Below are 26,440 nucleotides of genomic sequence, written 5' to 3'. Positions count from 1 at the left end.
GCCAATATTGGGGAAACGTTATGGAACATTTAACACCAGCACAGCAGCACTGGCAAAGGGTGATGGCCTCACGTCGTGGCGAGTCTAATGGCGAAATGTCACGAGCGGATATGACGGCATATGAAAATATTTTGCATCGTTTACGCGCTGACCAATCGCAGTTAAGCAACATTCAAGGCAATGACCGCAAAGCAGCTTATAAGCGCAAGGTTTTACCTAATTATCGCGGCTGGATTGAGGGTGTGTTGGAAAGCCAAAGCGGTGTCGCTGATGAAGTTTTTACCCGTACTTTGGTTTGGCATATCGATGCCGGTTTGTATTCCGAAGCCTTAAAAATGGCTGAATATGCCATTCAATTTAATCTGCCATTGCCTGATAACTATAACCGAACCTTAGCCACTGTTTTAGTTGATGAAATTTGTGATTGGTCATTGGCCGTCAAAGCCAGTGGTAAAGATGATGAAGTGACAGCGTCACTTGAAGAATTACTTGCCCTGGAACACATTACCGAACAGTCAGATATGCCTGATGGCGCACGCGCCAAGCTGTACAAGGTGATTGGTTTAACACTGAAAGGTGATGAAAAACAACAAACTTTAGCGCTTGAGTACCTACAAAAAGCCATTTTGACTGATAAAGACATTGGCGTGAAAAAAGAGATTGAACAGTTATTACGGGCGGTCAATAAGAAAGAAGAAGCTGTAGAGGAGCCCGCCATTCCTGTGGAAGGAGACGGTGTTGAGCCGTCAAAAGATAAAAAAACACAAAAGAAATCAACGGTTACTGAGAAAAAATAATCAGTAGCAATAACCGAGTTGCACCCGCAAGCCACGGAGGCACAGCAATGATAAAGGGCTAATCCTCTCTGTTATCGCTGTCCACCTCCGTTTTCTCAGAGGGTAAATCATGAGCTTAGTGGCCGCAAAACAGATCCATTCCGTGCAATACGAGAGCATTAATGATGGTGATGAGAAAATCACCTCGGGCGACTTTTGGCCTGTGATTGGACTTGCTCAATTGAGGCAATCGATGCGCCTAACCGGCAATGTGTCTACAAGTCGCTTAAAGCACATGACGACAGAAGCGGTTCTGTATGTGAATCAACTATTGGATGAGTGGTGTAAAAAACAGAAAGATAACGGATTCAATCAATTATCTACCGTGCCGTCATCGTCGATTAACGATACCACTGCATTAGTTTTTCGCTATCACCATGCGGTGTATAGCTTCACGAAAGCTTTATTGATTGAAAATTATCGCGATATTGACACGACGCGGGATGGTGAAAAGCATGCTCAAGCACTGAGTACCCAAATCGATGATCTACGCCGCGATGGACAAAATGCAGTGCGGGATATTCTCGGTAAATTGCGCATGTTTGCGGAGCTAGTTTGATGAAAGTGCAGGCGCTGCAAGGTGACACAGTTGATCTATTGTGTTGGCGGCATTATGGGCGTACGCAAGGCATTGTTGAAGACGTGTTACAGGCAAATCCGAATCTTGTTGAGGGCGGCATACAGCTAGCCGCAGGGCAATGGGTAGAGTTACCTGACATCGCACCAGCAGCACAGCAAGAAATAATCCAACTTTGGGATTAAGAAAACAGGATTAACAGCATGAGTGATTGGTACAGCCGCCTATCTTACACGCTTTCAGGATTTGGTAGCTTCTTTAGCGGATCAGGCATTTTAGGTTTTTTTGGTGATTTTTCTTTGTATGAATGGGGTTTCTTGGCTGGGTTGATTGCCAGTATTTCATTAGGGGTACTGACCTACCGGCTAAACCGGCGTGAACAAATAAAACGCACACAGATATTGGAGCGTTATTTCTCCCGCCATCCTATTACTGAGCGTGATATTCAAAACATCGTGAGAGTCACAGAGCAATCACCAAAGGATTTATGACATGAATACGAAGTCACGATTAAGTCAGGCAGTTATTGCCCTTATTATTTCAGGTGCCAGTGGTGGCGTGATCCTTTCCAGTTTTTTGGATGAAAAGGAGGGTAATTTACTCAAGGCTTATCGTGATGCAGGCGGGGTGGTCACCATTTGTCGCGGGGTAACGCGTATTGATGGCCAGAAAATTAAACTGGGTACCAAACTCACACTAGCGGAATGCGACGAATTAAATCGAATTGAAGCGGATAAAGCGATTGGATGGGTTAAACGCCATGTCCATGTCCCGCTGACTGAGCCACAAATCGCTGGTATTGCGTCATTTTGCCCTTATAACATTGGCCCCTCTAAATGTTTTTCATCTACGTTTTATCGCAAGTTAAATGCGGGTGATATCAAAGGCGCCTGCGCAGAACTGCCAAAATGGACGCGGGATGGCGGTAAAGATTGTCGACAAACCAAAGGCCAGCCGAACGGCTGTTATGGCCAAGTGATCCGCCGTGACCAAGAGGCCGAATTATTGTGCGGTGATTGGGGGCTATGATGAGCAGCAATCGCCATGCATTACTGGCTTACATTGCCGTTGGGTTAGTCAGTGGCAGCATGGTATTTGGTGCCACTCGGTTGATTTATCAATCCAAATTAGATGCAACTGTATTGGGGCATCAAATGGCATTGAATGCCATTAGCGCCCAAGCCTTTATGGATGCATCAGAGAAACTCGCCCAGCTACAAGAGGCGCAAGGCAAGTTACATCAGCTCGATGTGACCTATAACCAGAGATTATCAGATGAACAAAATGTATCTCAGAGTTTGCGTGATGATTTACTCACTGAGCGTCGTCGGGTGCGGTTTGCCAGCGCCGACCTTGCAACCTGTAAGCTCGCCATCAGTAGTGCTACCAGCACCAGCAGCGTGGGCGATGTTGCCAGCGTCGGACTCACTCGAAAAGGTGGACTTATTGTTCACGATATCCGAACCGGAATTCAGCAGGACAGAGCAAAAATAACCTATCTACAAAATTATATCGTCGACATAGTAAATCAGTGCAAGGTGGCGAAATGAAAACGTTAATTAATATATTGATATTTATTGTTTTTGTATCGCTCTTAACTGTAATTTTGCTCGGTGGAGTGGTGCTACTGCAAGAGCCTAAATGTGGGGTGGCATCATCACAAGAACGCCTTGAAATGCGTTGCCAAAAATCACTTTATTATTACCGAGGTTAATCATGCTGAAGCCTAATTTATTGCGTGAAATATTAGTGAAATTTGCCCCTTATTTTAAACAAAATCCAGAATTGTTAGAGGTTTATGTCACTAGCGGCAATATTCAATCAACCGGCACGGCATCCGTTTCTTATCTGACCGAATATGAGATTAATGTCTTTGCAATGGATTTCTCGGGTGAGTTGGATCACTTGATATTGGCGATTTTAACCTGGGCGAAGAAACATCAACCCGATTTATTGTTTAACCCTGATAAACGTAAATCTGGTATTCGCTTTGATGCGGATATTCTCGATAGCGAAAAAATTGACGTGCTTTTTACGATTAAAGCCACTGAGCGAGTGGTGATCAAGATTGAAGATGAGAAAATTATTTTTGGCCGTCCTTTAGAGCCTAACTTTCCAGATAGGCCACTGCCTGACTGGGATAAGTTAATCGAAGAAGGAATATTGACGTATGCATGATAATTCCTTGGTGACGCAATTAGATGATGAATTAAAAAGGTTACTTTCTACGACGTCGAATGCATATCGAAAACGACTTACAACAAAATTAGCCAAGGCTATTCGAACGGCTCAACAAAAACGTATTCGTAGCCAAAAAAATGCGGACGGCACAGCGTATGAACCCCGTAAACGTAAAGTATTACGCGCCCAGCAGCAGATCCGTTTTATCCATCGTGGTGATGTTCGTACGCTACGAAATTGGCAAGGTTCCAAAGGTCGACGCGGTAAAACCATCACCGGATTTGATGAGGATAGAGGCGCAGTAAGAACGTTTTATCGCCAAGATATCTTACGCTTTTTAGATATTAATTTCTCATCAGTAAAACGAACCACTAAGCGTAATGTTCCTATGTTTCGGCGATTACGTGCTGTGCATTTTTTACAGGCGCGTAGCACCCAAAACAGTGCGGTTGTGGGTTTTCAAGGTAAAGCCGCTGCCATTGCCAGAGAGCATCAATATGGGCTTGAGGGTGCCGTGAATCAGTTGGCGCGGGCGCGTTATCCTAAACGGGAGTTGTTGGGGCTTTCAGAGCATGAGCGCCTAGGCTTGTTGGAAATAATCTATCTCGATTTAGTGGGGCAACTATGAATGCGCAAGAGCTATATCGGTTACTCAGTAATCTTTTGCGTCAAGGTGTGGTCACTGAAGTGGACTTAGACAATGATTGTTGCCGCGTTCAATCGGGTGAATTGGTCACGGATTGGATTAGATGGTTAGTTCAGCGTGCCGGTGAGTCACGCAGCCATTGGGCGCCAACGGTGGGAGAACAAGTGTTAATTGGCGCTATTGGTGGCGAGTTAACAACCGGTTTTGTTTTGGGTTCGTTATACAGCAACGATAATCCCGCGCCGTCACATTCAGCTAATGCATTGAATCATACCTTTTCTGATGGTGCGGTTATCGAATATGAGCCCGAAAACGGAACATTAAAGGCGGTGGGCATTAAAAAAGCGGTGATTGAAGCCAGCGACGAAATTACGGTCACAACTAAAAAAGTGATTTGCAAAGCCTCCGTTGAAATCAAATTTGATACACCGAACGTCATTTGTACTAATAACCTCACCACAGCCACGTTGAAAGTGGAAAAGGGCGGTGAAATGACTGGAAATATTACCCATAAAAATGGAACGTTTTCTTCAAATGGGGTTGTTATTGATGATCATAATCATGGCGGTGTTGAACGTGGCGGCAGTCGTACGGATGGGCCGAAATGAAATATTGCGGCATGAATGGGAAAACAGGGAGCAACCTGACTGACAGTGAGCATATTCGCCAAAGTATCGCGGATATTTTGCGAACGCCAATCGGTTCGCGGGTAATGCGCCGGCAATACGGCTCACTGTTGTATGACTTGATTGACCAGCCACAAAACTCTGCGCTGCGCCTTAAAATCATGAGCGCTTGTTATATGGCGCTGATGCAGTGGGAGCCAAGGGTCAGGTTACAAACCATTGATTATATTCGTTCAGATATTGGTGAAATGGCGGTCAGTTTATCGGGTGTGATTATGCCAACGGGTGAGCCAGTTTCGATTTCTATTCCTGTGAGGTAACAGTATGGCAGCCAGTATTGATTTAAGTTTATTACCCGCACCGGACGTGGTCGAACTATTAGATTTTGAGGTGATATTTACCGCGCGAAAAACAGCATTAATTGCTGCTATGCCTGAAGAACAGCGGGAAGCTGTCGCCCGTACCTTGGAACTAGAATCCGAGCCATTGACCAAGTTATTACAAGAAAATAGTTACCGTGAATTAATCTGGCGCCAGCGTGTGAATGAAGCAGCGCGCGCTTCAATGGTCGCTTTTGCTACAGGGGCGGATCTCGATCAACTCGCCGCCAATAATAACGTTAAGCGGTTGATGTTATCCGCCGGTGACGAGAGCGCTATTCCACCGATTGCGCCGGTGTATGAGTCAGATTCTAACTTACGCTTGCGTATTCCTGCCGCCTTTGAAGCCCTTAGTGTTGCAGGTCCTATAGGCAGCTATGAGTATCATGCTCGCAGTGCTGATGGTCGGGTATCTGATGCCTCGGTGATCAGCCCGTTACCGGCTCATGTCACTGTGACGGTGTTATCCCGTGAGGGGAATGGTTCTGCACCGGCTGATTTAATCGAAAAAGTGGATCTGGCTTTAAACGATGAGGATGTACGCCCTGTCGCTGACCGCGTCACCGTTCAATCGGCAACCATCGTTAACTATGAAATCGATGCGGTGATTTATTGTTATCCCTCGCCTGAATATGAGCCGATTATGGTGACGGCAGAGGAACAAGTGAAACGCTATGCGACACAGCAACACCGGTTAGGTCGTGACATTGTGCTCAGTGCTATTTATGCGGCTTTACATGTTCAAGGCGTGCAACGTGTGGAACTGAAAAAGCCCTCGACAGATATCAAATTAGATAAAACACAGGCCAGTTTTTGTACCCATATTAATGTGGCGCTAGGGGGCTCAGATGAATAGCCGATTACTGCCTGTCGGTTCATCAGCACTAGAGCTTGCCGCCGCTGAGGCTTTAGCGGAAATAGAACGTGTGCCAATCCCCATTCGCATTCTATGGAACCCTGATTTATGTCCAGTACATTTACTGCCGTATTTAGCCTGGGCGTTCAGTGTTGATCGGTGGGATAAAAACTGGTCAGAAAAAGCCAAACGCGATGCTATCAAGGCCGCGATGTTTATTCATAAACACAAGGGCACCATCGGAGCATTGCGTCGTGTGGTAGAGCCTCTCGGTTATTTGATTCGGGTGATTGAGTGGTGGAAAACTAACGAAACTGCCGGCACATTTCGCCTTGATATTGGCGTACTTGAAACGGGTATTACTGAAGAAATGTATCGGGAGTTAGAAGCATTAATTTTTGATGCTAAGCCAGCAAGTCGCCATCTTATTGGAATGACTATTCAACTTGAAACTAAGGGAAGTATTTATTGCGCTGCGACCAGTTATGGCGGTGATGAACTTACGGTTTACCCATATACGCCAGATGTGATCAGTACCGGTGGGATTATCTCCACAGGGGCGGCAATCCACGTTATCGATGAAATGAGGGTCACTCTCCAATGAAATATTTTGCATTGCTCACCACTTACGGTGAAAAAGTGCTCGCAGAGGCGACAGCTCTCGGCACAAAAATTGAGTTAACACACATGGCTGTGGGTGACGGCGGCGGCATATTGCCCGCACCGGATACTAAACAGACTAAATTAGTCAATGAAAAACGCCGTGCAGCCATCAACACGTTGTTTATTGACTCGATAAATACAAACCAAGTTATTGCTGAACAAGTGATCCCCGAAAATGAGGGCGGTTGGTGGATACGCGAAATCGGTTTGTTTGATAAATCGGGTTTATTGGTGGCGGTGGCTAATTGTCCTGAGACCTATAAACCACTGTTAGCTGAGGGTTCTGGTCGCACGCAAACCATCCGCATGATTCTGATTGTTAGCCATACTGAGTCGGTAACACTGAAGATTGATCCGACTGTTGTATTAGCAACACGCCAATACGTGGATGACGCTATTCAGGTATTGGATAAAAGAATCACTGAATTGACGGCCAGTGACGTTGGTGCCGTTCCAATCACTCGTAAAGTGAATAATAAACAGCTAAATGTTGATATCACTCTGAATGCTGGTGATGTCGGAGCGTACACCAAGGCAGAAACGGATACTAAAGTCGCGGACGCGAAAAAAGCCGGCACCGATGCGCAGACGACCGCGAATAGTGCCAATACCGCCGCTACCAATGCGAATAATAATGCGAATGGGAGAGTTCCCAGCGGGCGAAAGGTTAATAACAAAGCGTTAAGTACCGATATTTCACTGACTGCGGGTGATGTCGGCGCATATACCAAGGTAGAAACGGATACTAAAGTCGCGGACGCGAAAAAAGCGGGCACAGATGCACAGACGTCCGCAAATAGTGCCAATACAGCCGCTACCAATGCGAATAATAATGCCAATGGACGGGTTCCCAGCGGGCGAAAGGTTAATAACAAAGCGTTAAGTGCAGATATTTCACTGACTGCGGGTGATGTCGGAGCATATACCAAGGTAGAAACTGACACCAAAGTTGCGGATGCTAAAAAAGCCGGTACCGATGCACAAACAACTGCAAATAGCGCGAATACGGCAGCGACCAATGCCAATAATAATGCCAATGGTCGCGTGCCAAGTGGACGCAAAGTTAACAACAAGGCTTTAAGTGCGGATATCTCGCTGAATGCAGGGGATGTGGGAGCTTATACGAAAGCTGAGGTTGATAGTAAAATTGGAGGCACACTAGGTAATAAAAGTTTCAGAATATCGGCTTATACCGAAGTTCCTGTCAATATATCGGCATGGACCTCATTTCCAATGCACCAATTTATTGTTGGTTTATATCGCGTCAACGCAGGATCTCAAGACACCTATATCAATAAAGCTCGAGTTGCCACACTACAAATACTTGTTAATGGAGCATGGTTAAATGTCACTAACTAAAAAATTTGAGCGTTATCTTCCTGATACTTCACATTATTCCAATATTGTTTATCTGAAAAATATTGACGGCGACTGGTATCAGCAACAATCAATGTTTAGTCAAAACACCGTCAAAATACTTTATGATGATGAAGGGATAATTGCGTCTATTTCCAATGATATATCTATGCTTTATCCCGAAGGATATTATGTTTTGGAGCTAGATGAGAAAACCATTATAAACCCTGATTTTCACCGAGTTAAAAATGGTGAAATTTATGTATATCAAAGCCCAAAAGAACGCGTAGTTTCAGAAAATAAAACAAAAAAACAAACATTACTACGTGAAATTTCTGATGCTATTACCCCTTTGCAAGATGCGGTGGAGCTTGGTATTGCGACAGATGAAGAACGGGAGCAGTTAAGGGCGTGGAAAGAGTATCGAGTGCAGGTGAATAGGGTGGATGTTGAGTTGGGGTTGGATATTAATTGGCCAGTTAGCCCAAAGTGAGACAGGCATTAAGATAATTAATGTATTTATTGTGTAGAATCCTTTACCGTATGTATCAATTATAAATAAATAGCATGTTTTAGATGAATATCTTAGTATTGAAATATGAATATTAATAATGTTGATTTATTTTTTAAATTAGATGATAGTGATTTTTTGGGTGAGACTTGATAGAGCTAATTATAGTGATAATTAAGTAACAAATAGCATTAAATAATTTAAGTGAAAGATAATAAATTGATAATAAGTCACCAACTTTTGTGGTCAAAAATTATGAGTATAGAAAATAATAATTCGCAGTTTTTACAAGATATGGGTGTAAGTGCTGAAAGTGTTGAAAGAAGTGGTATTGCTATAGATGTATTGAAAGAAATTGCAGAAGATTATAAAGAAAATGAACTGACCTTACTAGATGAAGCTGAATACATAGCTAAGAAGATACAACGTTGCAACGCAGTACATTCAGTTCGCTGGCGAATAAAAAGTGTATCTCATGTGATAAAAAAGATAGTTAGAAAGCTTAATGAAGTACAGTTAAATGAAAAATATAAAAGCATCAATGTTGGGAATTATAAAGCAATAATCACTGATTTAATTGGAGTTAGAGCAATTTATTTGTTCAAAAGTGACTGGGAAGAAGTACATAATCATATTCTATCTAGATGGGTTATTAAGGAAGATGAGCCTGTAATTATATATCACAGGGAGGGGGATGTCATGGACATATATTCTCATCACCTTGACTGTGAGCAGAAAGTACATTTTTATAACTATCGTTCGATACATTATTTAGTCCCAGCTACAAATATACATTCGGTACAAATTTATTGTGAAGTTCAAACAAGGACAATTTTTGAAGAAGGTTGGAGTGAGATTGACCATAAAGTTAGATACCCTGATTATTCAGAAGATGAAAATTTAATGAGCTATTTAACAATATTTAACCGTTTGGCAGGTAGTGCTGATGAAATGGGTAGTTATGTCAATGAGCTTATTGCATTAATAAAAAAAAATAATGAACTAGAAGAAGAAAGAAGCAAAAAAGAAAAGCAATTCTTAGAAGAGAAAGAAAAATTACAAGATAATATTAAAAAACTGTCCACCCATGAGAAAAATATTGATGAAGTACAGGAACAATATGAAAAACTCATAGATGTACAACGCTCTGAGATAGAAAGTTTAAAAGAAGAGCTAAAATCACAAACTAGTGAGAATATTCGTCTCAATCGTAATGAAAAAAATCCTGTTGTAGTGGTTTTAGGGCAAGTTGACAAAACAAATACTAAAGATTGCTATGAAGGCGATATTGAAATTGAAGTTATTAGAAGTAATAAATTCGCTACCTTTACTGGGCATTTTAACCCACGCTTTGAGACTATCCCTATCGTTGAAGTTATAACAACTGAAACAACTTGTCCTAACACTGATATATCGGATCTAACGATTAAAATAGGTGTAGGGCAACCTCACAACTTTAACGTTCATATATTTAATAAAAAATTAGGGCGCATAGAAGAAGGAAATTATAAATTTCATTTTAAAGCTTATGAGTCTAAGTCATTGGCTTTAAATTGATTCTTTGATATGTACGCAAACCTTAATTACAGCCTTTCGAATTCAATGAAAGGCTGTAATTTTGACAGATATATTTATGGAAACTTGACCTATTTAATATAGATATATTATCAAAACAGCCCCATCAATTCCCCAACATCCACCCCAGCCAGTCTCTCCCTAACATCCTCACTAACTCGACTTAACGACAGCGTAAAATCTATTTTCTTCGCCTTACCGTCGGTAAAAAACTCTGTCCTATCCATAACCAGATTAGTGATCACATACATACCGTAAATCGTTCCTGTGCCCTCAATCAAAGGCAGTGGCTTAGCCACATAGGCTGAAGTTTTCAGTAATTCCAGCGACACATCACCGCCGGTAACTTCGGGGTAAAGCGTGCCGGACAACGTGATTTTATCTTCACCGGCGCCGACATACTGCCATTTGGCACTGCGGCCAACACGGTCATTTTTAACGTGGCGCCAGTCGAGTGAATGGTTAAAAGTCTGATAAGGGGCGGTGCGTAGTTCAAACACAAACATACCATAAATCATCATCATAATATTAATCCTGATCCTTTAAGCTGGAACGGCGGCGGCTATCGCGTTCGCGTAATAGTGCGGTTAATTGTTGCTTCACAACGTCGGCTAGCTTCTTCTCGTTATTCACATCAACCCCGTGGAAATGTAATTCAAAGGTATTGTATTCAGGTTGCATCACTTGGCGTTCTGGTCGGGTCGGGGATACCGCCACAGGTATTGCGCTCAATTTTGGCTGAATAGGAGCAAACGTATTGATAAGGGAATCATTGAGTTGTGATAGCAATGACGGCTGCTTTTGAGCGGAAATACGTGGCTCTCGATACAACCCATCAACCGCCGTCACCGCAGGAAAGTTTTTAAACACAATATCGCCGAGTTTATTTCTATCGACACTTTCGGCCGCATCACTTAACGCGGATTTACTGCCTTTGGTTTTGCTCTTTTTCTCTGCGCCGTCATAAACCAAAGTACCGTATTTCTCTGCATTCTCTAACGGGTTAACTTCATTGGCTTTTTGCTGTAACTCGCTGCTTTTTTCCAACTGTTTACCCGCAACCATCACGCTACTGGTGATTTTACTGGTTGCCTCGGCTTGCTGTTTTTTGGCTTGCTCATTGGCTTTGGCGGTTTTCCCTGCATAGGATGAAACCGAATTGAGTACCTTAAATGGGTCTTTTTCATTCGGGTCAACACCCATGGCTCTTGCTGCATCGGCAGCGGCACTGGCTGCATCAGGAATAACGCCGAGCTTTTCTAATATCCAGCCTAAGCCTTTGGCGACTTGCTGAATTGGCCAGAATAGGGCACTGATGGCTTTACCCACCACGTCACCAAATACCTGACCGGCTTCAGTACAGGATTTCAATTCTTCAGTAGACAGTTGAACCGGTGAAAGCAATTCTTTAAACCAGTTCCAGACCTTGCTGACGGCATTTGAAATGCCATCGAATATCGGGGCGAATGGGGTAAAGGTGGCGCTGAATGCCGCACCCATCGGGGCAAGGGCAGATGTGAAACCATCCCAAAATCCACTGAAAAAGGCTTTAATCGGTTCCCAGTATTGATAAATCAACACGCCAGCCGCCACAATGGCTGCGACAAATAACCCAACAGGACTCAATAACAAGGAAAAACCGCCCCCAATAACACCAATCGCGTTACTACCGGCGGTCATTAAGCTACCAAACCCAACAGTGGCAAGTCCTTGAATTCCAGAGCCAAGAGCCGTTAATGCCCCTAATGGATTGGTGAATAACAAAGAAAGGGCGCCACCGGTAGAGGCCGCGCCGGCTAAAATACTCGTAAATCCGGTTCGACCAAGTGCCATCACGCCAGATGAAAGCTGGCTAACTGCCCCTTTAGCATTGCTAAAGATAGGCAACCAATCACGCACGCTGCGACCTGTTTTACCAATGGAAGGAATTAAACTTTTTAAGCCAAACGAAAATGAGCCTAATTTAGGAATAAGTCCACCGAGACCACGGCCACCGGTGAGCATAAACACACTTAATCGCATCGCAGCAAACGGAACAATAACTGCTGCTACAGCAAGGGCTAAGGTACCGAGTACAGTTACTAATGTTGCAATGGCAATCCCACCGACGGCAAGGGCTTGCGTCATTTTAGGGTGTGCTTTCATCCATTGGCCAACTTGACCAATAAAGCCAGTCAATGATTGAGTCACACGCCGCAAAGGGGAATCAACATTTTCTTGGATCTCAATACCGAGATCTTCCCACGCGGATTGCAACTGTTTCAGGTCGCCTTTTAAGTTATCAATCTTAACCTTGGCGTTTTTATCAGCTTCGCCCTCGGCGCCCATATTGGCCGTTTTCAGCGCGTCATAACGGCCATTCATCACCGAATCAATTACTGCGCCCATACCAACCATCGCTTCTTCGCCGAAAATATCTTTTTTCATGCGAATCTGGCTGGCTTGGTCAAACTTACGCATACTCTTGCCAACATCTTTTAAAATCGCGTCGGCATCGCGCAGTTTTCCGCTGGCATCTTTAACGCTAATCCCTAGCTTGTCGAGGGCGGCTTGACCTTTGCCAACAGGAGCAACCATGCGTGATAAACCGGCGCGGAGCGATGTACCCGCCATACTGCCTCGAATGCCGTTATCAGCCATGGTTCCTGCCATCGCTGCCATACTTTCAAGACTGACGCCAAGTTGTGCGGCAATAGGGCCTGCATAGGTCATGGTTTCACCGAGTTGGCGTAAATCGGTATTACTACGGGTAAACGTGGCGGTGAGTACATCAGAGACGCGGTTCATTTCACCGGCTTTCAATTGAAATTGAGTCAGGACGTTTGAACCAATATCGGAGGCTTCACCAAGATCCATATCGCCGGCTAAACCCATGTTCAATACGCCACCCAATGCCGCCTTAATTGCATCAGGTGTAAAACCGGCCATGGCCAAAAACTTCTGACCGGCGGCAACATCAGTGGCGGTATAAGCGGTACTGGCGCCCAGTTCTCGGGCTTGTTGGCGTAACATCGCCAGCTGAGGAGAATTCTTATCTAATCGGGTGAGGGCTTGAACCGTTGACATACCCTCATCAAAATCACGACCAGGAGCCGTAATTCGCGAGCCTGCATAAAGCGCACCGGCACCGCCCGCGGTCGCGATTGCACCCCCCGTCGCTAGCTTATTACGTAACTCTTTTGACTTGGCATATTGACCTTGCGCTCGAGTCACGGCAGATAACCGTCGGCGTTGCTCATCTAACTGGCGATTATAAATTTCAGTTCGTCGCGTCACTTGTGCTGTGGCATCACCGCTTTGACGTGCCGATACGCCATGACGATAGAGTGACGCTGTCACGTTATTAAGTTTTTGTTTCTCTTTGTCAAGCGTGCGGCCGTAGCGATCACGTTCCAAACGAGCAGCAGCTAAAGCTCTTTTTTGTTCTTCAGTTTGCTGGGTTAGTGGCGGGTACTGGTCGCGTAACGCTTTGACTTTATTTTTAGCTGTCTCGTAAGCCTGTGAGTTTTTATTGACGGAATTAGAAAGTCGCTCGAATGTTTTCGATTGGCTTTGTAGGTTGCGGATAGTGTTTTGTGTGGCTTTGATTTGTGTCGCTAACCCTGCCGCGCTGCGCTGTGCAGCACTAACAGGGGAAGATAGCTTATTCGCAGCACTTAACGAAACTTTGATATTTAAATTGCGATTACTCATGGTTCATTTCCTGTTCTGGCGGCTGCGCGTTGGTGCCATAACAGGAGTTCAGAGGCCGTCATGGCGTCATATTCAGACGGCGCCCAGTGAAAAACGGTGGCGATATCGGCGATTAACTCATCCGTTTCAACGTTGGGGCACTCTATGACTCGTCCGCGATGTCTGTCATCTCTGGCGGGGAGCTCGGTACTAAAAAATTGGCAATACCCGTCGCTAACGCATTAAATGTCGGAATCGGAAGCTGTGAAACATCGCGCTCAGTTAAGCGGGGTGAGGTGACGCGGGGCAGTAACTTAATCAGTGAATCCACATCAGAAGTCATCACGTCATACAATTTTAAGCCACGCAGCGCGCCAACTTGTTTCATGGTGTCCGTGATAGTGATTTCAGTCACTTCTTGCCCTGATTCTAATTTGATAGGTGCGTCGAATTGAATAACTTCAGCCATAGTAAATCTTCCTATTAAAAGTTAGTGGCCAATATTGGCGCGATGTTTTTCTAACATGTCTTTGCCATTGACTTTCCACACCATATTCAGCAAATCCACCTCAAAGGCTTCTTTGTTATTGATGGTGATCTTGCAGTAGGTATTTTTGATGGTGTACTTATGCTGTGTATTATCGCCAGCTTTTGCACTACCAAAATCAAGCTCAGTAAAGCGCCCGCGGGTTTGAATTTCACACGGGATGGATTCGCCAGTTGAATCATTGTAGTAAGAGCCCGCAAAACGAAATTGCTTACCATCAATCGTGCCGCCCCAACTTTCCAATAATTCAGCCAGCAAGCCGCCCATAGTGGCTTCCATATCTAACGCGCCTGAATCCAAGCCCATCATGACCGCAACGGAACCCACCATACCGGCACCTTGATAATCTTCCGTTTTCAGCGATAGCTTTGGCGGGGTGACTTCTTCTACTTGTCCAAGGTAGGTTTGACCATCAATAAACAGATCAAACAAAAAGAGTTTTTTAGGCATACCCATAATCGAAATTCCTTAGCCCAGTTGGTCGAAAACAGTGAAATATTCGTCAGTGAATTCCTGTGTTAAAGACAGGTTTTCCAGTGGCGGTACGGGGGTATATTTGTAGCGTATGTGCGCCTTGCCATCGCGTAAATTTTCTTTCGGGTTATCCGATGGGTCATACCAACATTGGAACCCCAATAAACGGCCTTGCGTGACGAGTTGCGCGCCTTTACTGTTGATTCCATCGACAATATCTTTCACCAATGATGGCGTGAGAGTTTTGTCGATATAGCTAAAATGCGCCTCGGCGATCATTTCAGCCAATATTTGCGCGGTGCGGGTATAGACTTCAAAAGTATAAATTTCATTATCACCGGTGCGATTACCCCAAATACGAAAGCCATCGCGCTTAATTAACGTGGTGATTTGGTGACTGTTTAAATCGTTGGCGTCGGTGTCTTTACCTTGTAATGTCCAATAAATATCGGCGCTAATACCCAGAACGCCATTAACCGGCACGTTAGAAATCGACTTATGCCAGCCTTGTTCCGCATCAATCTTGGCACGTAAACCAATGGCGTAAGCGGTGGCGGGAATGGTTTCATTTTTACCGCTTTGCAAGTTGTAGGCGATAAATTCAGGGTAGATGATCATCACTTCGCGCTGATTAAAATCTTCGCGGTATTTCTTGGCTTCCGCGATAGTTTTACAGCCGTTCGCGCTGATATAGGCAAAGGCTTTGATCTGCTCGGCAAAAATCGCAAGCTGCATAGCAACCGGTTTGGTATCAAGTTTCGGTACTGCCAATATGCGCGGGCGTTCACCGATATTGGCTTCGGCGGTCAGTAGGGCATAAAGGCCAGTATAGCGACCATCGTCACCGGTACCACCAATCACTAATTGGTCTTGAGTTTTTTCGCTGCCTTCTTTCGCTTCAGCAACGCGCACAATGACTACTTTTGGGCTGCACTGGTCGTCAATGGCTTTGAGTGTGGTGTAAAGCGTGCCGGTTTTTCCTGCTTTACTAAGTACCGTTTTAATGCGCGTAACTAACACGGGGGTGTCGAGTGGGAACGCCTCGGGATCGGCATCTTCTGCGGTGCAGACAATCCCAATCACTGAGGTGTCGATATCTCGAATAAGGGTGCTAAGGTCGGTAGTTTCATTGACCTCAACACCGTGATGATATACGGCCATCGCTGTTATCTCCTGATGTCTATTTATTCTCATTCTCAGGGATGTTTGATAACAAATCATGTACTTAGCGTTCTCATAGACACAAGAGAACAACGGGCGATTGCTCACCTACGCGCGTGACGCCAATCTAGGCATATTGAATTGGCTAGGTGGTGAATATGGCTTTTATGGATTGGGCTGAGGGGAATTTAGTCAAAGTTCCTGCATTTGATTTAACAGTCGGGGGCGTGCAGCTGTTGAGCGTCAATGACCGGCTAATGTCATTAACATTAACGGATAATCGCGGTTTTGAAGCTGATACCTTAGAACTCACTATCGATGATACTGACGGCAAAATTGCGTTACCAGCGCGGAGGGCTGAAATTTCAGTTTCCCTGGGCTGGCAAGGTGAAGCCTTGATATATAAAGGGATGTATACCGTTGATGAAATTAGCCATTCAGGCCCTCCCGACCAAATCACCGTCACCGCCCGTAGTGCGGACTTTCGGCAAGATTTCAACGTCAAAAGGGAGTATAGCTGGCACGATATCAAAGTCTCTGATGTGGTGAGCGCGATAGCAGGGCGCTATAACCTTAAACCCGCCGTTAGCAAACAATTGATGCACATTGAAATTGATCACGCCGACCAGACCAATGAGAGCGATATCAGTTTCTTAACGCGCATGGCTGAAATGCTCGGCGCGATAGCCACCATTAAAAATGGCAGTTTGTTATTTATCGTTCCTAATCAAGGCGTCACACAAAGCGGAAAGGCCTTATCGGTGATTACCATCATGCGGGAAAGTGGCGATCGGCATTATTTTCGATTGGCTGACCGGCAAGCGTACACTGGCGTACAAGCCTATTGGCTAGATTTGAACTATGGCAAACAAAAGAAAACCAATCTTAAACGTAAGCAAAAGCCTAAAAAAGAGAAGTCGAGTAAAAAAGAGGGCGATTACATCGAGGGCGCCGAGGGTAACGTTTTTGTAATGCGACAAACCTTTAAAAACGAGCAATCGGCTAAACGTGCCGCCGCGGCCAAATGGTCAAAATTACAAAGGGGCGTAGCAGAATTTAATATTACCTTAGCTGAGGGTCGCGCAGACCTTTATCCTGAGATGCCAGTGACCGTGACAGGCTTTAAACCGACCATTGATAGTCACCAGTGGGTGATTAGCCGAGTTGTTCATCAAATCGATGGTCACGGCTTTGTCACAAGTTTGGAGTTAGAAATAAGGATCAAAGATGTTGGTATTGATGAGGGATAGGTTCGGCTGAAACTGGAATAGTTTCGATAAGCTTATTGGATTGAATAAGATGAATATTTTCATTTTCAGCTAATACACAGTGTGTAGTATTTTTACGATTTAAATGTTCAGATAATGATTCAAAATGAATTTTATAAGTTAAATACTTACTATCATCGTAATTACATAATAAAGAATATTTTTGTGTTTGAAATGCGTTAAAAGAGGTCATGATGATTTTATCATTTTTTAAAGGTATCGGTAACTTAACATCATGCCACTTTTGAATGCTTATGTTTATGGCTTCATCATTTATAAAATTCATAGTGTTAAACGAACGATAAGAAATAACTTCAATAATATTTGAATGAAATGAAACAATGAATAAGTATGAGGCAAATAGAACATATCTAATTAATCCACTTGCATTTAAAAATAATAAATTAGGAATTATATAAAAAACTACTAGTGTTAATAGGTAATCAGTGAACCCATTATTGACTTCCAAATCACCATTTAAATTTCCTGCAATAACAAGAGTGGCGATATAACCCAGGGAAATGATACATAAAATATTAAAGACACCATGAAACTCCAATGATTTAAAGTAATCAATTGATTTTATGGAATTAATAACACGACTTCTATTTTTAATTAAGGTTGCTGAAAGGTATATTAAAAAAAGCACAAAAGGTATATAAGAAATATACAGGTTAATGTAGAAGGATATAATGAGGTATATTGAAAATGTTATAGTGATGAGTGATATGGTTTGAAATATATAGTTTTTCTTATTTTTTGTTTTCAAAATCATATTTGACCCTAAAATAAGAATGGTGTTGATGGCTAGTATTGATACGGTTATTATTGCACCGAAAATGTTGTCAATATTAAAAACACAAAGAGATGAGTATAATAATATAGGATTTAATATAATAATTGATGAATATTCAAATAATGGTAATTTAAATTCTTTGATATCACTCTTTGATGAAATTTTTCTTGTTGTAAGATAAAAAAATGATGGAATGATGAATAGGAAAAGTATTATAAAAGCCCAAAAAAAAGATATAAACAATAGGGAAGGGAAAATATATGTTTCACTTAAAAGAAATGGAAATATGTTTTGTGAATTTAATGTTTTTAAGTAATTAAGTAATAAAATAGGTGATATAAAAACAAGCATAGTACAAATAGAAACTATTAAACTGAAAAATTCAATTTTCCCGTCTTTATTACTCATTGGAATTCCTTTCTGATTTTTAATTGATTTTTGTGATGAATAGATTAACCTAACTTAAGGCATACTCCAAACCCAAGGTTAAAAAATGGCGTTCAATTGTCCCCAGTGTGGCGCTGTGACTTATACCAAAACCAGTAAATCCATGAGTAGTGAAACCCGTAGAAGCTATCATCAGTGCCAGAATATGCTGTGTGGTTGTTCTTTTACGACTATAACCTCAGTAGAGATTTATCTCACAAAAACAATCCCGCAAGAACTTCCTGAAGGTTTTAAAATTCCAATAGATGAGTTACCAAGATCTCATAGGGGAGAAAAACAGGTGGAGATGTTTTAGAAGAAATAGCCCTGATTCATATCAGGGCTAATTTTTTAGATGGTATCATTATCATTTTCTTTATGAGAAATTTGAATCACTTCGCTCGCTTCTAGTAAACGGCGAACTTCCTCCTCAGAATAACCAGATAATTCAATGATTTTTTTATTATCACTGACTTCAATTTTAACATTGCGTTGTTTCATAAACATGTGTAGCACCTCGATTAATTTTGGCACCATGACTTTGCTTTTTTTTAATGTTTCAAATAATAATTCTATGGTGCTGGGAGGATCAACGGATAAAAATATTGGCTCAACAGCATCTAATCCAGCTTGCTTACATTCTAACAGAAAATCATCTTTCAAGTTAGCAGGAATGGATATTGAAATAGAGCTATATTTCGGAGGGGGGACATACGCATTCAATATAAAGTCCTCATGATGAAATTAATAAATATGCATTATTTTTTATACGACTAATTAAGTAATAAAATGATTTTTTATATCTTACGAAATTTGTTTTTGAAATAGTATTATGCCATGAGACAGTAGTCAAAGCCGATGGACACCTTTGAGCCTGTAGTAACACTTAAAATTAATAAAATGTGACCACATCACTTAATGAGATAACTATGATTTTTGATAGTACTGTATACGAATTTGTGAGAGGTAGTGACATTGTTAGGGATGGGATGTACCTTGAATTGAATGTTGCGAATACTGATCCAGTGTTACAACTTGCTGAAGTTTTTTACTCGGATGTTACCCATCAATTTACATTAACTTGTTATGAGCCAAATATTCCTCTGGCAGTTATTGAAACCTTGATTGAACAGGCTAAAAAACTACTCCCACCCATTGAAATATAAGAAGAATAAAAAGCCTCTCGTCAAAAGAGGCTTTTCAAGCGTGGTCAATATGTGGACATTGACTATTGACTAAGTCCTTTTATATCAATCACCTAAGTCACTTTTAGAACGCCGCACTTAGCGCATTTGACTACCTAATCCGCACTAGTACCAGAACCGCTGAATAGGAGTTTTTTACTCTAAATTCAGTGAGTTGTAGTCAAAAGGCACTCGGGGGCGAGTGCCTTTTTTTTGTGCATTCATATAGTCTGAATTTTTTCACATTCTCTTGATTGAAAATTACTCAATATTCTATTTTGAGATGCCCATTTTTAATTTTTATCAAGACCACGCTATCCATATTTTAAATATTTAGATTTTTTTCATCTTTTTTAAGCGCGATACATAGTGCAATTCAATTAATCTGGCATGAATAATTTTTTATTGGAAAGCGTGTAAATCCGTGGCTTTAAAGCCATCTGGATGGCTAAATAACCACGCATTACATACCTGATCATGAATATAGTTCATGTTCTAATGAAATTAAGTCGCTTTAACTCATCGAAAGGCTCTGGCATTAATGGTTCATAACTTATTGAGAATATGAAGATTGGTAAATGAGATGACGAGAAAATTCTCGGCAATCAAGGGGCGAATAAAATTTTCATATCAGTGCTTAGGAAATAAAACCACGATGAACAGAGACTTTACATTTACGATTAAGAGCAGTCTTTTTGATGAAAATTATAACCCCTCTAAAAATACTCGTATAACGACCAACTTTGCTAATTTAGCTAGAGGAAAAGACCGCCAGACGAACTTAAAAAATACGTTGATGATGATTAATAATCGTTTTAATTCACTTGCGTATTGGGATAATCCTAAAGGTGATCGTTACTCAGTAGAACTTGAAATCATTTCTGTTTCAATGAAGATTGAAAATCAGGGTCATACATTCCCTGTAATTGAAATATTAAAAACCAATATTATTGATCAAAAAACAAACCAGCGTATTGAGGGTGTTGTAGGTAATAATTTCTCCTCTTACGTGCGAGATTATGATTTTAGTGTATTGCTGTTAGATCATAATAAAAATCAACCTAACTTTAGCATTCCAGATAATTTTGGTGATCTGCATGGCAATATATTTAAATATTTTGTGAATTCAAATGAATACAAAGAAAACTTTAATAAATCACCAATAATATGTTTAAGCGTTTCAAATAAAGATGTTTATTATCGGACAGGAAACCAACACCCGACATTAGGCATAGAGTACCAACAGAAAGGCACTTCCTTGACCGACCAATATTTTAAAAAAATGGGGCTGCAAGTGCGTTATTTTATGCCTCAAAATAGTGCGGCTCCCTTGGCTTTTTATTTTAAAGGTGACCTACTGAATGATTACACGAATATTGAGCTTATTAGTACGATAAGTACGATGGAGACTTTCCAAAAGATTTATCGACCTGAGATTTATAATGCAAATTCTGTGGCAGGTGAATGTTATCAGCCAAGCCTGAATCAGCAAGATTACTCATTAACAAAAATTGTTTATGACCGAGAAGAGCGTAGCCAGTTGGCTATTGAGCAGGGGAAATTTACTGAAGAGTACTTCATTAAGCCCTATAAGAATATTCTTGATCAATGGTCTGCTAACTACACACACTAATTAACTAAAAATAAAAGGTCATTTATTATGAAAAAATTATTACCTACATCGACAGCTGGCAGTTTACCTAAACCATCTTGGCTTGCACAACCTGAAACACTTTGGTCTCCGTGGAAGTTACAAAATGAAGAATTAATCCAAGGTAAACAAGATGCTTTGCGTTTATCTCTGGACGATCAGTTACGAGCCGGTATTGATATCGTCAGCGATGGTGAGCAAACACGACAACATTTTGTGACAACATTTATTGAACACCTTAGTGGCGTTGATTTTGAGAAGCGTCAGGTCGTTAAAATTCGTGACCGCTATGATGCAAGTGTACCTACAGTTGTTGGGGCAGTAGCTCGTCAAAGGCCCGTATTTGTGGAAGATGCTAAATTTTTGCGACAGCTAACTAATCAGCCTATTAAATGGGCTTTGCCCGGCCCAATGACAATGATCGATACACTTTATGATAATCACTATAAAAGCCGTGAGAAACTTGCTTGGGAGTTTGCCAAAATTCTCAATCAGGAAGCCAAAGAATTAGAGGCAGCAGGTGTCGATATTATCCAGTTTGATGAACCCGCGTTTAATGTTTTTTTCGATGAAGTGAATGATTGGGGGATCGCCACATTAGAAAGGGCGATTGAAGGGCTTAAATGTGAAACTGCGGTGCATATCTGCTATGGGTATGGCATTAAGGCTAATACCGATTGGAAGAAAACTTTGGGAACGGAGTGGAGGCAATACGAAGAGGCTTTCCCTAAGCTACAAACTTCTAATATTGATATAATTTCGCTGGAGTGTCACAACTCGCACGTTCCTATGGACCTGCTTGAATTGATTCGAGGAAAAAAAGTGATGGTTGGGGCTATTGATGTGGCAAGCCATACTATAGAAACACCCGAGGAAGTCGCGGATACATTGCGGAAAGCGCTTCAGTTTGTTGATGCAGATAAGCTTTATCCTTCGACCAACTGTGGCATGGCTCCTTTATCTCATCAGGTAGCGAGAGGTAAACTCAATGCCTTAAGCGCAGGAGCAGAGATCATTCGTAGAGAACTCTCAACGAAATAAACTAGCAAAGAGTTAGCGACTAAAAAGGCACTCAAGGGGTGCCTTTTTATATTAAATTTCAAAAGATTAATTTATGCCTACTTGTTGACACTTAAAAAATCAATTTCGCAATTGCTAAGCTAATACCTGAAGCTGCAAGAATAATGCCAACAATCCATTTGGTTTGAGAACCAAGCTCTTTATGTAAATCACTGATTGTTAGATAATTTGATTTAATTACCGCCACATCAGTTTTGATTGCTTTCATATCATTTTCAAGGCTACTTAATCTTGACTCCATTTTGTTTCCTCCACTAGAACTGCCTAGGTTGCTACTGCTCGGAGACGAATCACCATAAGAAACCAATAACATTAAAGGAACTTGTTTTTCTCTAAATTGATTTGCCATTGAGTTTCCCTCTAATTATTTCACTAAATTTTGCTCATCCAGTCAGCCCTTTGAGCAAGCAAATAAGAGACTAAAAATCATTTGTGCTAAGGAGGGTATGGTGACAGATGAAGAGAGTCAAAAGAAATGACAAGTATACAGCTGAAGTTGCTCCTAAAAGTCTTGAAATGATAGATAAAGCCCCACTTTAATGGGGCTAATAGCGTGAGGGAATAATCAATCAATCGACTAATCTGGCTTAGTGAATATCATCATGACTGCGATAAATGAGTGATAACTCGGGGTGTTGCCATAGGCTTGCGGGAGTCACCGTTGTACGTTCCCACGGAATAGAGCCTATAAACCAAAGTTTCCAAAAATTAAGTTTTGCATCGGGATTTTTGGACAATAATGTATGAAATGTCTCGATTTCTCCGATCTGAATGGACAGGGCAGATTGATATATATCGAAGACAAATTTTGAGCAAAATTGACGAGATGAATCGTAATTAAACCCCGTATGATAGAACTTATTTAATCTTGAAGGAACTTCATCAATAAGCGCCTGTTTTTGGTGTTCATCAAGATGTGTCGATAAGCGACGAACACCATAACGATGCTCAGCTGAGCGAGCGATAAAGCGTGATAGTGTCGTAGTTGTTGACAGCGGAACTCGGCTTTCAGCGATTAAGTAATCTTCGCCATTATGCCCAATAATCATACCGACATGGTTGCTCCAGCACAGTGATGCGGAGGCTATTTGACGAAATAACTCAGTGCCAATACTGGTGAAAATAATATCTCCAACCTCAAGTTCTGACGGGTAATTTATTCTTGTCATAAGATAACCTCAATATGGTGATAAAGTGTGCATTAAAGTTATCTTATAAGCTGTTCGTTCTTAGCAGCAATCAGAATGAGGGCGAAAATTACTTCTGTTTATCTTGGGTATATCTTCAACAGCTTTTGACTTAAATCTTGAATACTCTGGATGATATCTTGTTCAGTATGCGCCGCATAGCCAAACAGAATTGCATTATTATTTGGGCTATTAATACAGTAGCGAGACAAAGGTTGGGCACCAAAATTGAGCTCTCGACACTGTTTTAGGATAATATCCAAACTATAACCTTGTTTTATCCAGCAAACTGTATGGATACCAGAATCAGTCATTTGCACATCAAATAAATGAGGAACATATAATTGAATATGTTGGCAGAAAGCATTTTGCCGTTCATGGCATATTTTACGAATTTTTCGAATATGACGTGCGTAATGACCTTCTTGAATAAATTGGGCTAAGGCTGCTTGTTCTAAATAACTACAATGACTATCGCTGTAGTACTTCATCATAGTAAATGCTGCACTCAGATTTTCTGGAACAATTAAAAATCCCAACCTAAATCCTGGATACATCATTTTTGAAAATGTACCAGCGTAAATAACCCTCTGGTGGTTATCTAATCCTTGCAAAGCTTGGATCGGTTTAGAGAGAAAACGAAATTCACTGTTGTAGTCGTCTTCAAATATCCATGCATTGTTTTGTTGTGCCCAATCTAATAACGCTAATCTGCGAGATAAACTTAACGTAATGCCTAAAGGAAATTGATGGGATGGTGTGGTATAAATCAGCTTAGCATCCCCATGATTCTTGGCTCCATAGGCGATATCCATTCCTTCATCATCGGATGGAATTGGGGCAATTGAGGCGCCAGCTGCAGTAAATATTGCCCGGGCGCTGTCATATCCGGGGTCATCAAGCCAAACTTTATCTTTCTGTTTTAATAATACTTTAGCAACTAAATTGATAGCTTGCTGGGTACCATTAACAATAATAATTTGTTTTTCTGTACAGTGTACTCCTCGGGTTGAACGCACATAATCTACAAGTAGTTTTTTTAACGGAGCATAACCATCAGGGTGATTATAGTGGGTAATAGCCAGTTTTGATTTACGCCAAACTCGACCTAATAGACGTCCCCAAAGGTCATGAGGAAATTGGTCTACACAACCAATACCTATATTAAATACCTGATGTTTATCGGTATTAGGGCGAGATTGTTCCCATAGGTGATCTAAATCATTTATTATGGGGTTAAGAAAAACCGCATGATTTTCTGGTGAATCGTCCACTTGTGGTTGACTTGTTGTGCGTACTAGCTCATCCGGAATTTGTGCGGATACATAGGTCCCAGACCCTGATTTAGTATAAAGATAGCCTTCATCCACTAAACGATCAAAACCAGCAATCACAGAGTTGCGAGAAATTGACATCATTTCTGCGAGGGCGCGCGTGGAAGGTAATTTAATTCCCGCAATAATTCTGCCATCTAGAATTGCATTCCGAATGGTATGGTATACCCCTTCATTAATTCGCCCTTTTTCAATCAATAAAAGCGGAAATTGAGCTTGCTGTTTTCGGCGCATTAAAGTGGATCCTAAATAAATAACAAAAGTGTATCTTATGAAGTACCAGATAGCTAAGTACTATAGCCCCATTATGTAATATGTCTACAAATGGAAGGGTTATTATGAATAGTGCAACATTACCAGTAACAGTTGAATTTGTATCTCAAGAACATTACCCACAATGGTTAGTTTATTGGTTGGAATATCAAAAATTCTATAACGTTGATTTAAGTGAAGAGATCACATTAAAAGCCTGGGAACGCTTTTTTAATGCAGATGAACCGATGTACTGTGCTGTTGCATTGGAAGGGGATAACGTGGTTGGTTTTGTGAATTACTTATATCATCGTTCAACATGGGCAGAAAATAATTTCTGTTATTTAGAAGACCTCTATGTCACGCCAGAAATTAGAGGAAGGCATGTGGGAAAACAGCTGATTGAATTTGTTCATAATCAGGCCAAACAAAATCAATGTGGACGTTTATATTGGCATACACAAGAAACCAATTTACGAGGACAAAAGTTGTATAATTGGGTTGCAGAAAAACCAGGGGTTATTGAGTATAGAATGCCATTATAAAATAGGTTCTCCGTTGTTGGTAAAACAATAGAGAGACCTAATTACAATTTTCATTTAGTGGAATAGTAAATCGTACTTTTAGTTACTCCTATTTTTCAATGGTGCTAAAATTTCATATTTCAACTAACAAATTAAATTTTATAGAAAATTACTGGCCAATAATTAGTATTGGCTATTCTAAATAAAAATACGGCATTGACTATTACAGTTAATGCCGTACATTAATTCTTAATTTAAATTACTTAACCAGTTTACAATCACGACCTTTATCATCTGATACACGGTTATTGACTGCATCATCTTCAGAAATAGTTGCCAGATTTAACCCGCCTTTATGACTCCATAGCTGGAAGTTCTCACCCACATAACGAGCTCCGCTTGCGGCTTCCTTACTTTTCATAACAATTAATTCGTCGCTATAAAGCATCACTGCTGTATCTTGATTAGGAAAAGAAACCTTAATTTTTTGTCCATCACAATTGTAGGTGTCTGTTTTAGCTGCGAATGCAGATGAAGAGGCTGCTAGAATAGATAAAGCAGTGATAGATGAAATTAAAAGTGTTTTTTTCATTAAATTTCCTTAATACCTATAAAGTATTGAAACAGCTTTTATAAAAATAAACTTATATACTGTTAGTAATATGAAATCACTTTAA

At 41.3% G+C, this 26,440-nt stretch carries 34 protein-coding genes; 22 read left to right on the top strand and 12 right to left on the bottom strand.

Annotated elements, in window-relative coordinates:
- Nucleotides 1-20: 20 nt before the first annotated feature.
- From gpM to PROVRUST_RS02115, 16 genes are all read left to right on the top strand, one after another.
- Entirely contained in the window at nt 21-797 is a 777-nt protein-coding gene (gpM, locus tag PROVRUST_RS02190; RefSeq protein WP_006813045.1) for a phage terminase small subunit, read from the top strand.
- 109 nt (nt 798-906) lie between these two features.
- Complete coding sequence (locus tag PROVRUST_RS02185) at nt 907-1,395, top strand: head completion/stabilization protein (RefSeq protein ID WP_006813044.1); 489 nt, start codon at nt 907-909, stop codon at nt 1,393-1,395.
- Nucleotides 1,395-1,598 carry a tail protein X gene (locus tag PROVRUST_RS02180; RefSeq protein WP_006813043.1) on the top strand — a complete coding sequence of 68 codons (204 nt, stop codon included), beginning with the start codon at nt 1,395-1,397 and terminating at the stop codon, nt 1,596-1,598. Before PROVRUST_RS02185 ends, PROVRUST_RS02180 begins: the two co-directional genes overlap by 1 nt.
- Before the next feature lie 18 nt (nt 1,599-1,616).
- Nucleotides 1,617-1,904 carry a hypothetical protein gene (locus PROVRUST_RS20465; RefSeq protein WP_006813042.1) on the top strand — a complete coding sequence of 96 codons (288 nt, stop codon included), beginning with the start codon at nt 1,617-1,619 and terminating at the stop codon, nt 1,902-1,904.
- Between the two features lies 1 nt (nt 1,905).
- On the top strand, nt 1,906-2,442 hold the full coding sequence (locus tag PROVRUST_RS02170) for a lysozyme (RefSeq protein ID WP_006813041.1): 537 nt from the start codon (nt 1,906-1,908) through the stop codon (nt 2,440-2,442).
- A complete protein-coding gene (locus PROVRUST_RS02165; RefSeq protein ID WP_039854071.1) occupies nt 2,442-2,963 on the top strand; it encodes a lysis system i-spanin subunit Rz in 522 nt (173 codons plus the stop codon). The genes PROVRUST_RS02170 and PROVRUST_RS02165 overlap by 1 nt, the downstream gene beginning before the upstream one ends.
- Nucleotides 2,960-3,127, top strand: a complete 168-nt coding sequence (locus PROVRUST_RS02160) for a hypothetical protein (RefSeq protein ID WP_006813039.1) — start codon at nt 2,960-2,962, stop codon at nt 3,125-3,127. Before PROVRUST_RS02165 ends, PROVRUST_RS02160 begins: the two co-directional genes overlap by 4 nt.
- 2 nt (nt 3,128-3,129) lie before the next feature.
- Nucleotides 3,130-3,591, top strand: coding sequence for a phage tail protein (locus tag PROVRUST_RS02155; protein WP_006813038.1), 462 nt, complete (start codon nt 3,130-3,132; stop codon nt 3,589-3,591).
- Nucleotides 3,584-4,222 (top strand): phage virion morphogenesis protein, encoded by a 639-nt coding sequence (locus tag PROVRUST_RS02150; RefSeq protein ID WP_006813037.1) that lies wholly within the window; start codon nt 3,584-3,586, stop codon nt 4,220-4,222. The genes PROVRUST_RS02155 and PROVRUST_RS02150 overlap by 8 nt, the downstream gene beginning before the upstream one ends.
- Nucleotides 4,219-4,848, top strand: coding sequence for a phage baseplate assembly protein V (locus tag PROVRUST_RS02145; protein ID WP_006813036.1), 630 nt, complete (start codon nt 4,219-4,221; stop codon nt 4,846-4,848). The genes PROVRUST_RS02150 and PROVRUST_RS02145 overlap by 4 nt, the downstream gene beginning before the upstream one ends.
- The gene (locus tag PROVRUST_RS02140; RefSeq protein ID WP_006813035.1) at nt 4,845-5,186 is read left to right on the top strand and encodes a GPW/gp25 family protein; all 342 of its coding nucleotides are present in this window, start codon (nt 4,845-4,847) and stop codon (nt 5,184-5,186) included. Before PROVRUST_RS02145 ends, PROVRUST_RS02140 begins: the two co-directional genes overlap by 4 nt.
- A gap of 4 nt (nt 5,187-5,190) precedes the next feature.
- Nucleotides 5,191-6,102, top strand: a complete 912-nt coding sequence (locus PROVRUST_RS02135) for a baseplate assembly protein (RefSeq protein WP_006813034.1) — start codon at nt 5,191-5,193, stop codon at nt 6,100-6,102.
- A complete protein-coding gene (locus PROVRUST_RS02130; protein ID WP_006813033.1) occupies nt 6,095-6,706 on the top strand; it encodes a phage tail protein I in 612 nt (203 codons plus the stop codon). Before PROVRUST_RS02135 ends, PROVRUST_RS02130 begins: the two co-directional genes overlap by 8 nt.
- The gene (locus PROVRUST_RS20100) at nt 6,703-8,124 is read left to right on the top strand and encodes a phage tail protein (protein ID WP_006813032.1); all 1,422 of its coding nucleotides are present in this window, start codon (nt 6,703-6,705) and stop codon (nt 8,122-8,124) included. The genes PROVRUST_RS02130 and PROVRUST_RS20100 overlap by 4 nt, the downstream gene beginning before the upstream one ends.
- Nucleotides 8,111-8,614, top strand: coding sequence for a tail fiber assembly protein (locus PROVRUST_RS02120; RefSeq protein WP_006813031.1), 504 nt, complete (start codon nt 8,111-8,113; stop codon nt 8,612-8,614). Before PROVRUST_RS20100 ends, PROVRUST_RS02120 begins: the two co-directional genes overlap by 14 nt.
- 273 nt (nt 8,615-8,887) lie before the next feature.
- Nucleotides 8,888-10,189 carry a GTP pyrophosphokinase gene (locus PROVRUST_RS02115; RefSeq protein WP_039854070.1) on the top strand — a complete coding sequence of 434 codons (1,302 nt, stop codon included), beginning with the start codon at nt 8,888-8,890 and terminating at the stop codon, nt 10,187-10,189.
- A 110-nt stretch (nt 10,190-10,299) separates the two neighbouring features.
- On the opposite strand, the gene PROVRUST_RS02110 is transcribed toward PROVRUST_RS02115, so the two are convergent.
- The 6 genes from PROVRUST_RS02110 to PROVRUST_RS02090 are packed head-to-tail and all read right to left on the bottom strand — an operon-like array spanning nt 10,300 to nt 16,061.
- On the bottom strand, nt 10,300-10,731 hold the full coding sequence (locus PROVRUST_RS02110) for a phage tail protein (protein WP_006813029.1): 432 nt from the start codon (nt 10,729-10,731) through the stop codon (nt 10,300-10,302).
- A 4-nt stretch (nt 10,732-10,735) separates the two neighbouring features.
- Nucleotides 10,736-13,900: a phage tail tape measure protein gene (locus tag PROVRUST_RS18955; RefSeq protein WP_006813028.1), complete on the bottom strand. Its 3,165-nt coding sequence runs from the start codon at nt 13,898-13,900 to the stop codon at nt 10,736-10,738.
- Nucleotides 13,897-14,004: a GpE family phage tail protein gene (locus PROVRUST_RS20305; RefSeq protein WP_256596695.1), complete on the bottom strand. Its 108-nt coding sequence runs from the start codon at nt 14,002-14,004 to the stop codon at nt 13,897-13,899. Before PROVRUST_RS20305 ends, PROVRUST_RS18955 begins: the two co-directional genes overlap by 4 nt.
- A gap of 38 nt (nt 14,005-14,042) precedes the next feature.
- A complete protein-coding gene (locus tag PROVRUST_RS02100) occupies nt 14,043-14,348 on the bottom strand; it encodes a phage tail assembly protein (protein ID WP_006813026.1) in 306 nt (101 codons plus the stop codon).
- 21 nt (nt 14,349-14,369) lie between these two features.
- Nucleotides 14,370-14,882 carry a phage major tail tube protein gene (locus PROVRUST_RS02095; RefSeq protein WP_006813025.1) on the bottom strand — a complete coding sequence of 171 codons (513 nt, stop codon included), beginning with the start codon at nt 14,880-14,882 and terminating at the stop codon, nt 14,370-14,372.
- Between the two features lie 12 nt (nt 14,883-14,894).
- Nucleotides 14,895-16,061 carry a phage tail sheath subtilisin-like domain-containing protein gene (locus PROVRUST_RS02090; RefSeq protein ID WP_039854068.1) on the bottom strand — a complete coding sequence of 389 codons (1,167 nt, stop codon included), beginning with the start codon at nt 16,059-16,061 and terminating at the stop codon, nt 14,895-14,897.
- A 158-nt stretch (nt 16,062-16,219) separates the two neighbouring features.
- Between PROVRUST_RS02090 and PROVRUST_RS02085 the strand changes: the two genes are divergently transcribed.
- The gene (locus tag PROVRUST_RS02085; RefSeq protein WP_006813023.1) at nt 16,220-17,311 is read left to right on the top strand and encodes a phage late control D family protein; all 1,092 of its coding nucleotides are present in this window, start codon (nt 16,220-16,222) and stop codon (nt 17,309-17,311) included.
- On the opposite strand, the gene PROVRUST_RS02080 is transcribed toward PROVRUST_RS02085, so the two are convergent.
- Nucleotides 17,283-18,533: a hypothetical protein gene (locus tag PROVRUST_RS02080; RefSeq protein ID WP_006813022.1), complete on the bottom strand. Its 1,251-nt coding sequence runs from the start codon at nt 18,531-18,533 to the stop codon at nt 17,283-17,285. The two genes, PROVRUST_RS02085 and PROVRUST_RS02080, sit on opposite strands and share 29 nt — an antisense overlap.
- Before the next feature lie 85 nt (nt 18,534-18,618).
- Between PROVRUST_RS02080 and PROVRUST_RS19090 the strand changes: the two genes are divergently transcribed.
- Entirely contained in the window at nt 18,619-18,867 is a 249-nt protein-coding gene (locus PROVRUST_RS19090; RefSeq protein WP_006813021.1) for an Ogr/Delta-like zinc finger protein, read from the top strand.
- Between the two features lie 35 nt (nt 18,868-18,902).
- Here the strand turns inward: PROVRUST_RS19090 and PROVRUST_RS02075 are convergent, their stop codons facing one another.
- Nucleotides 18,903-19,274: a hypothetical protein gene (locus PROVRUST_RS02075; protein ID WP_039854066.1), complete on the bottom strand. Its 372-nt coding sequence runs from the start codon at nt 19,272-19,274 to the stop codon at nt 18,903-18,905.
- 266 nt (nt 19,275-19,540) lie between these two features.
- Here PROVRUST_RS02075 and PROVRUST_RS02070 point away from each other — a divergent pair, with 266 nt between their 5' ends.
- From PROVRUST_RS02070 to PROVRUST_RS02060, 3 genes are all read left to right on the top strand, one after another.
- Nucleotides 19,541-19,717: a hypothetical protein gene (locus tag PROVRUST_RS02070; RefSeq protein WP_248696617.1), complete on the top strand. Its 177-nt coding sequence runs from the start codon at nt 19,541-19,543 to the stop codon at nt 19,715-19,717.
- A 673-nt stretch (nt 19,718-20,390) separates the two neighbouring features.
- On the top strand, nt 20,391-21,368 hold the full coding sequence (locus PROVRUST_RS02065; protein ID WP_039854065.1) for a DUF1852 domain-containing protein: 978 nt from the start codon (nt 20,391-20,393) through the stop codon (nt 21,366-21,368).
- 27 nt (nt 21,369-21,395) lie between these two features.
- Nucleotides 21,396-22,427 carry a methionine synthase gene (locus PROVRUST_RS02060; RefSeq protein WP_006813017.1) on the top strand — a complete coding sequence of 344 codons (1,032 nt, stop codon included), beginning with the start codon at nt 21,396-21,398 and terminating at the stop codon, nt 22,425-22,427.
- A 91-nt stretch (nt 22,428-22,518) separates the two neighbouring features.
- On the opposite strand, the gene PROVRUST_RS20090 is transcribed toward PROVRUST_RS02060, so the two are convergent.
- The 3 genes from PROVRUST_RS20090 to pdxR all read right to left on the bottom strand — a co-directional run bounded on the left by PROVRUST_RS20090 (nt 22,519) and on the right by pdxR (nt 25,221).
- A complete protein-coding gene (locus tag PROVRUST_RS20090) occupies nt 22,519-22,815 on the bottom strand; it encodes a hypothetical protein (protein WP_006813016.1) in 297 nt (98 codons plus the stop codon).
- 238 nt (nt 22,816-23,053) lie between these two features.
- A complete protein-coding gene (locus PROVRUST_RS02050) occupies nt 23,054-23,635 on the bottom strand; it encodes a YebB family permuted papain-like enzyme (protein WP_006813015.1) in 582 nt (193 codons plus the stop codon).
- 98 nt (nt 23,636-23,733) lie between these two features.
- Nucleotides 23,734-25,221 carry a MocR-like pyridoxine biosynthesis transcription factor PdxR gene (gene pdxR, locus PROVRUST_RS02045; RefSeq protein ID WP_006813014.1) on the bottom strand — a complete coding sequence of 496 codons (1,488 nt, stop codon included), beginning with the start codon at nt 25,219-25,221 and terminating at the stop codon, nt 23,734-23,736.
- Between the two features lie 80 nt (nt 25,222-25,301).
- On the opposite strand from pdxR, the gene PROVRUST_RS02040 reads away from it, so the two are divergent.
- Complete coding sequence (locus PROVRUST_RS02040; protein WP_006813013.1) at nt 25,302-25,784, top strand: GNAT family N-acetyltransferase; 483 nt, start codon at nt 25,302-25,304, stop codon at nt 25,782-25,784.
- A 238-nt stretch (nt 25,785-26,022) separates the two neighbouring features.
- Here the strand turns inward: PROVRUST_RS02040 and PROVRUST_RS02035 are convergent, their stop codons facing one another.
- Complete coding sequence (locus tag PROVRUST_RS02035) at nt 26,023-26,355, bottom strand: MliC family protein (RefSeq protein WP_006813012.1); 333 nt, start codon at nt 26,353-26,355, stop codon at nt 26,023-26,025.
- Nucleotides 26,356-26,440 lie beyond the last annotated feature (85 nt).

The sequence above is a fragment of the Providencia rustigianii DSM 4541 genome (genome assembly GCF_000156395.1).
GTDB classification, from domain to species: domain Bacteria; phylum Pseudomonadota; class Gammaproteobacteria; order Enterobacterales; family Enterobacteriaceae; genus Providencia; species Providencia rustigianii.
The sequence above is the reverse complement of the archived record's forward strand: the minus strand, read 5'-3'. Positions and strand labels throughout refer to the sequence as shown.

Excerpts from the sequence above, each read along its gene's own strand:
- gpM (WP_006813045.1), top strand. The coding sequence starts at position 21 with ATGGAACATTTAACACCAGCACAGCAGCACTGGCAAAGGGTGATGGCC.
- PROVRUST_RS02185 (WP_006813044.1), top strand. The coding sequence starts at position 907 with ATGAGCTTAGTGGCCGCAAAACAGATCCATTCCGTGCAATACGAGAGC.
- PROVRUST_RS02180 (WP_006813043.1), top strand. The coding sequence starts at position 1,395 with ATGAAAGTGCAGGCGCTGCAAGGTGACACAGTTGATCTATTGTGTTGG.
- PROVRUST_RS20465 (WP_006813042.1), top strand. The coding sequence starts at position 1,617 with ATGAGTGATTGGTACAGCCGCCTATCTTACACGCTTTCAGGATTTGGT.
- PROVRUST_RS02170 (WP_006813041.1), top strand. The coding sequence starts at position 1,906 with ATGAATACGAAGTCACGATTAAGTCAGGCAGTTATTGCCCTTATTATT.
- PROVRUST_RS02165 (WP_039854071.1), top strand. The coding sequence starts at position 2,442 with ATGAGCAGCAATCGCCATGCATTACTGGCTTACATTGCCGTTGGGTTA.
- PROVRUST_RS02160 (WP_006813039.1), top strand. The coding sequence starts at position 2,960 with ATGAAAACGTTAATTAATATATTGATATTTATTGTTTTTGTATCGCTC.
- PROVRUST_RS02155 (WP_006813038.1), top strand. The coding sequence starts at position 3,130 with ATGCTGAAGCCTAATTTATTGCGTGAAATATTAGTGAAATTTGCCCCT.
- PROVRUST_RS02150 (WP_006813037.1), top strand. The coding sequence starts at position 3,584 with ATGCATGATAATTCCTTGGTGACGCAATTAGATGATGAATTAAAAAGG.
- PROVRUST_RS02145 (WP_006813036.1), top strand. The coding sequence starts at position 4,219 with ATGAATGCGCAAGAGCTATATCGGTTACTCAGTAATCTTTTGCGTCAA.
- PROVRUST_RS02140 (WP_006813035.1), top strand. The coding sequence starts at position 4,845 with ATGAAATATTGCGGCATGAATGGGAAAACAGGGAGCAACCTGACTGAC.
- PROVRUST_RS02135 (WP_006813034.1), top strand. The coding sequence starts at position 5,191 with ATGGCAGCCAGTATTGATTTAAGTTTATTACCCGCACCGGACGTGGTC.
- PROVRUST_RS02130 (WP_006813033.1), top strand. The coding sequence starts at position 6,095 with ATGAATAGCCGATTACTGCCTGTCGGTTCATCAGCACTAGAGCTTGCC.
- PROVRUST_RS20100 (WP_006813032.1), top strand. The coding sequence starts at position 6,703 with ATGAAATATTTTGCATTGCTCACCACTTACGGTGAAAAAGTGCTCGCA.
- PROVRUST_RS02120 (WP_006813031.1), top strand. The coding sequence starts at position 8,111 with ATGTCACTAACTAAAAAATTTGAGCGTTATCTTCCTGATACTTCACAT.
- PROVRUST_RS02115 (WP_039854070.1), top strand. The coding sequence starts at position 8,888 with ATGAGTATAGAAAATAATAATTCGCAGTTTTTACAAGATATGGGTGTA.
- PROVRUST_RS02110 (WP_006813029.1), bottom strand. The coding sequence starts at position 10,731 with ATGATGATGATTTATGGTATGTTTGTGTTTGAACTACGCACCGCCCCT.
- PROVRUST_RS18955 (WP_006813028.1), bottom strand. The coding sequence starts at position 13,900 with ATGAGTAATCGCAATTTAAATATCAAAGTTTCGTTAAGTGCTGCGAAT.
- PROVRUST_RS02100 (WP_006813026.1), bottom strand. The coding sequence starts at position 14,348 with ATGGCTGAAGTTATTCAATTCGACGCACCTATCAAATTAGAATCAGGG.
- PROVRUST_RS02095 (WP_006813025.1), bottom strand. The coding sequence starts at position 14,882 with ATGGGTATGCCTAAAAAACTCTTTTTGTTTGATCTGTTTATTGATGGT.
- PROVRUST_RS02090 (WP_039854068.1), bottom strand. The coding sequence starts at position 16,061 with ATGGCCGTATATCATCACGGTGTTGAGGTCAATGAAACTACCGACCTT.
- PROVRUST_RS02085 (WP_006813023.1), top strand. The coding sequence starts at position 16,220 with ATGGCTTTTATGGATTGGGCTGAGGGGAATTTAGTCAAAGTTCCTGCA.
- PROVRUST_RS02080 (WP_006813022.1), bottom strand. The coding sequence starts at position 18,533 with ATGAGTAATAAAGACGGGAAAATTGAATTTTTCAGTTTAATAGTTTCT.
- PROVRUST_RS19090 (WP_006813021.1), top strand. The coding sequence starts at position 18,619 with ATGGCGTTCAATTGTCCCCAGTGTGGCGCTGTGACTTATACCAAAACC.
- PROVRUST_RS02070 (WP_248696617.1), top strand. The coding sequence starts at position 19,541 with ATGTACCTTGAATTGAATGTTGCGAATACTGATCCAGTGTTACAACTT.
- PROVRUST_RS02065 (WP_039854065.1), top strand. The coding sequence starts at position 20,391 with ATGAACAGAGACTTTACATTTACGATTAAGAGCAGTCTTTTTGATGAA.
- PROVRUST_RS02060 (WP_006813017.1), top strand. The coding sequence starts at position 21,396 with ATGAAAAAATTATTACCTACATCGACAGCTGGCAGTTTACCTAAACCA.
- PROVRUST_RS20090 (WP_006813016.1), bottom strand. The coding sequence starts at position 22,815 with ATGGCAAATCAATTTAGAGAAAAACAAGTTCCTTTAATGTTATTGGTT.
- PROVRUST_RS02050 (WP_006813015.1), bottom strand. The coding sequence starts at position 23,635 with ATGACAAGAATAAATTACCCGTCAGAACTTGAGGTTGGAGATATTATT.
- pdxR (WP_006813014.1), bottom strand. The coding sequence starts at position 25,221 with ATGCGCCGAAAACAGCAAGCTCAATTTCCGCTTTTATTGATTGAAAAA.
- PROVRUST_RS02040 (WP_006813013.1), top strand. The coding sequence starts at position 25,302 with ATGTCTACAAATGGAAGGGTTATTATGAATAGTGCAACATTACCAGTA.
- PROVRUST_RS02035 (WP_006813012.1), bottom strand. The coding sequence starts at position 26,355 with ATGAAAAAAACACTTTTAATTTCATCTATCACTGCTTTATCTATTCTA.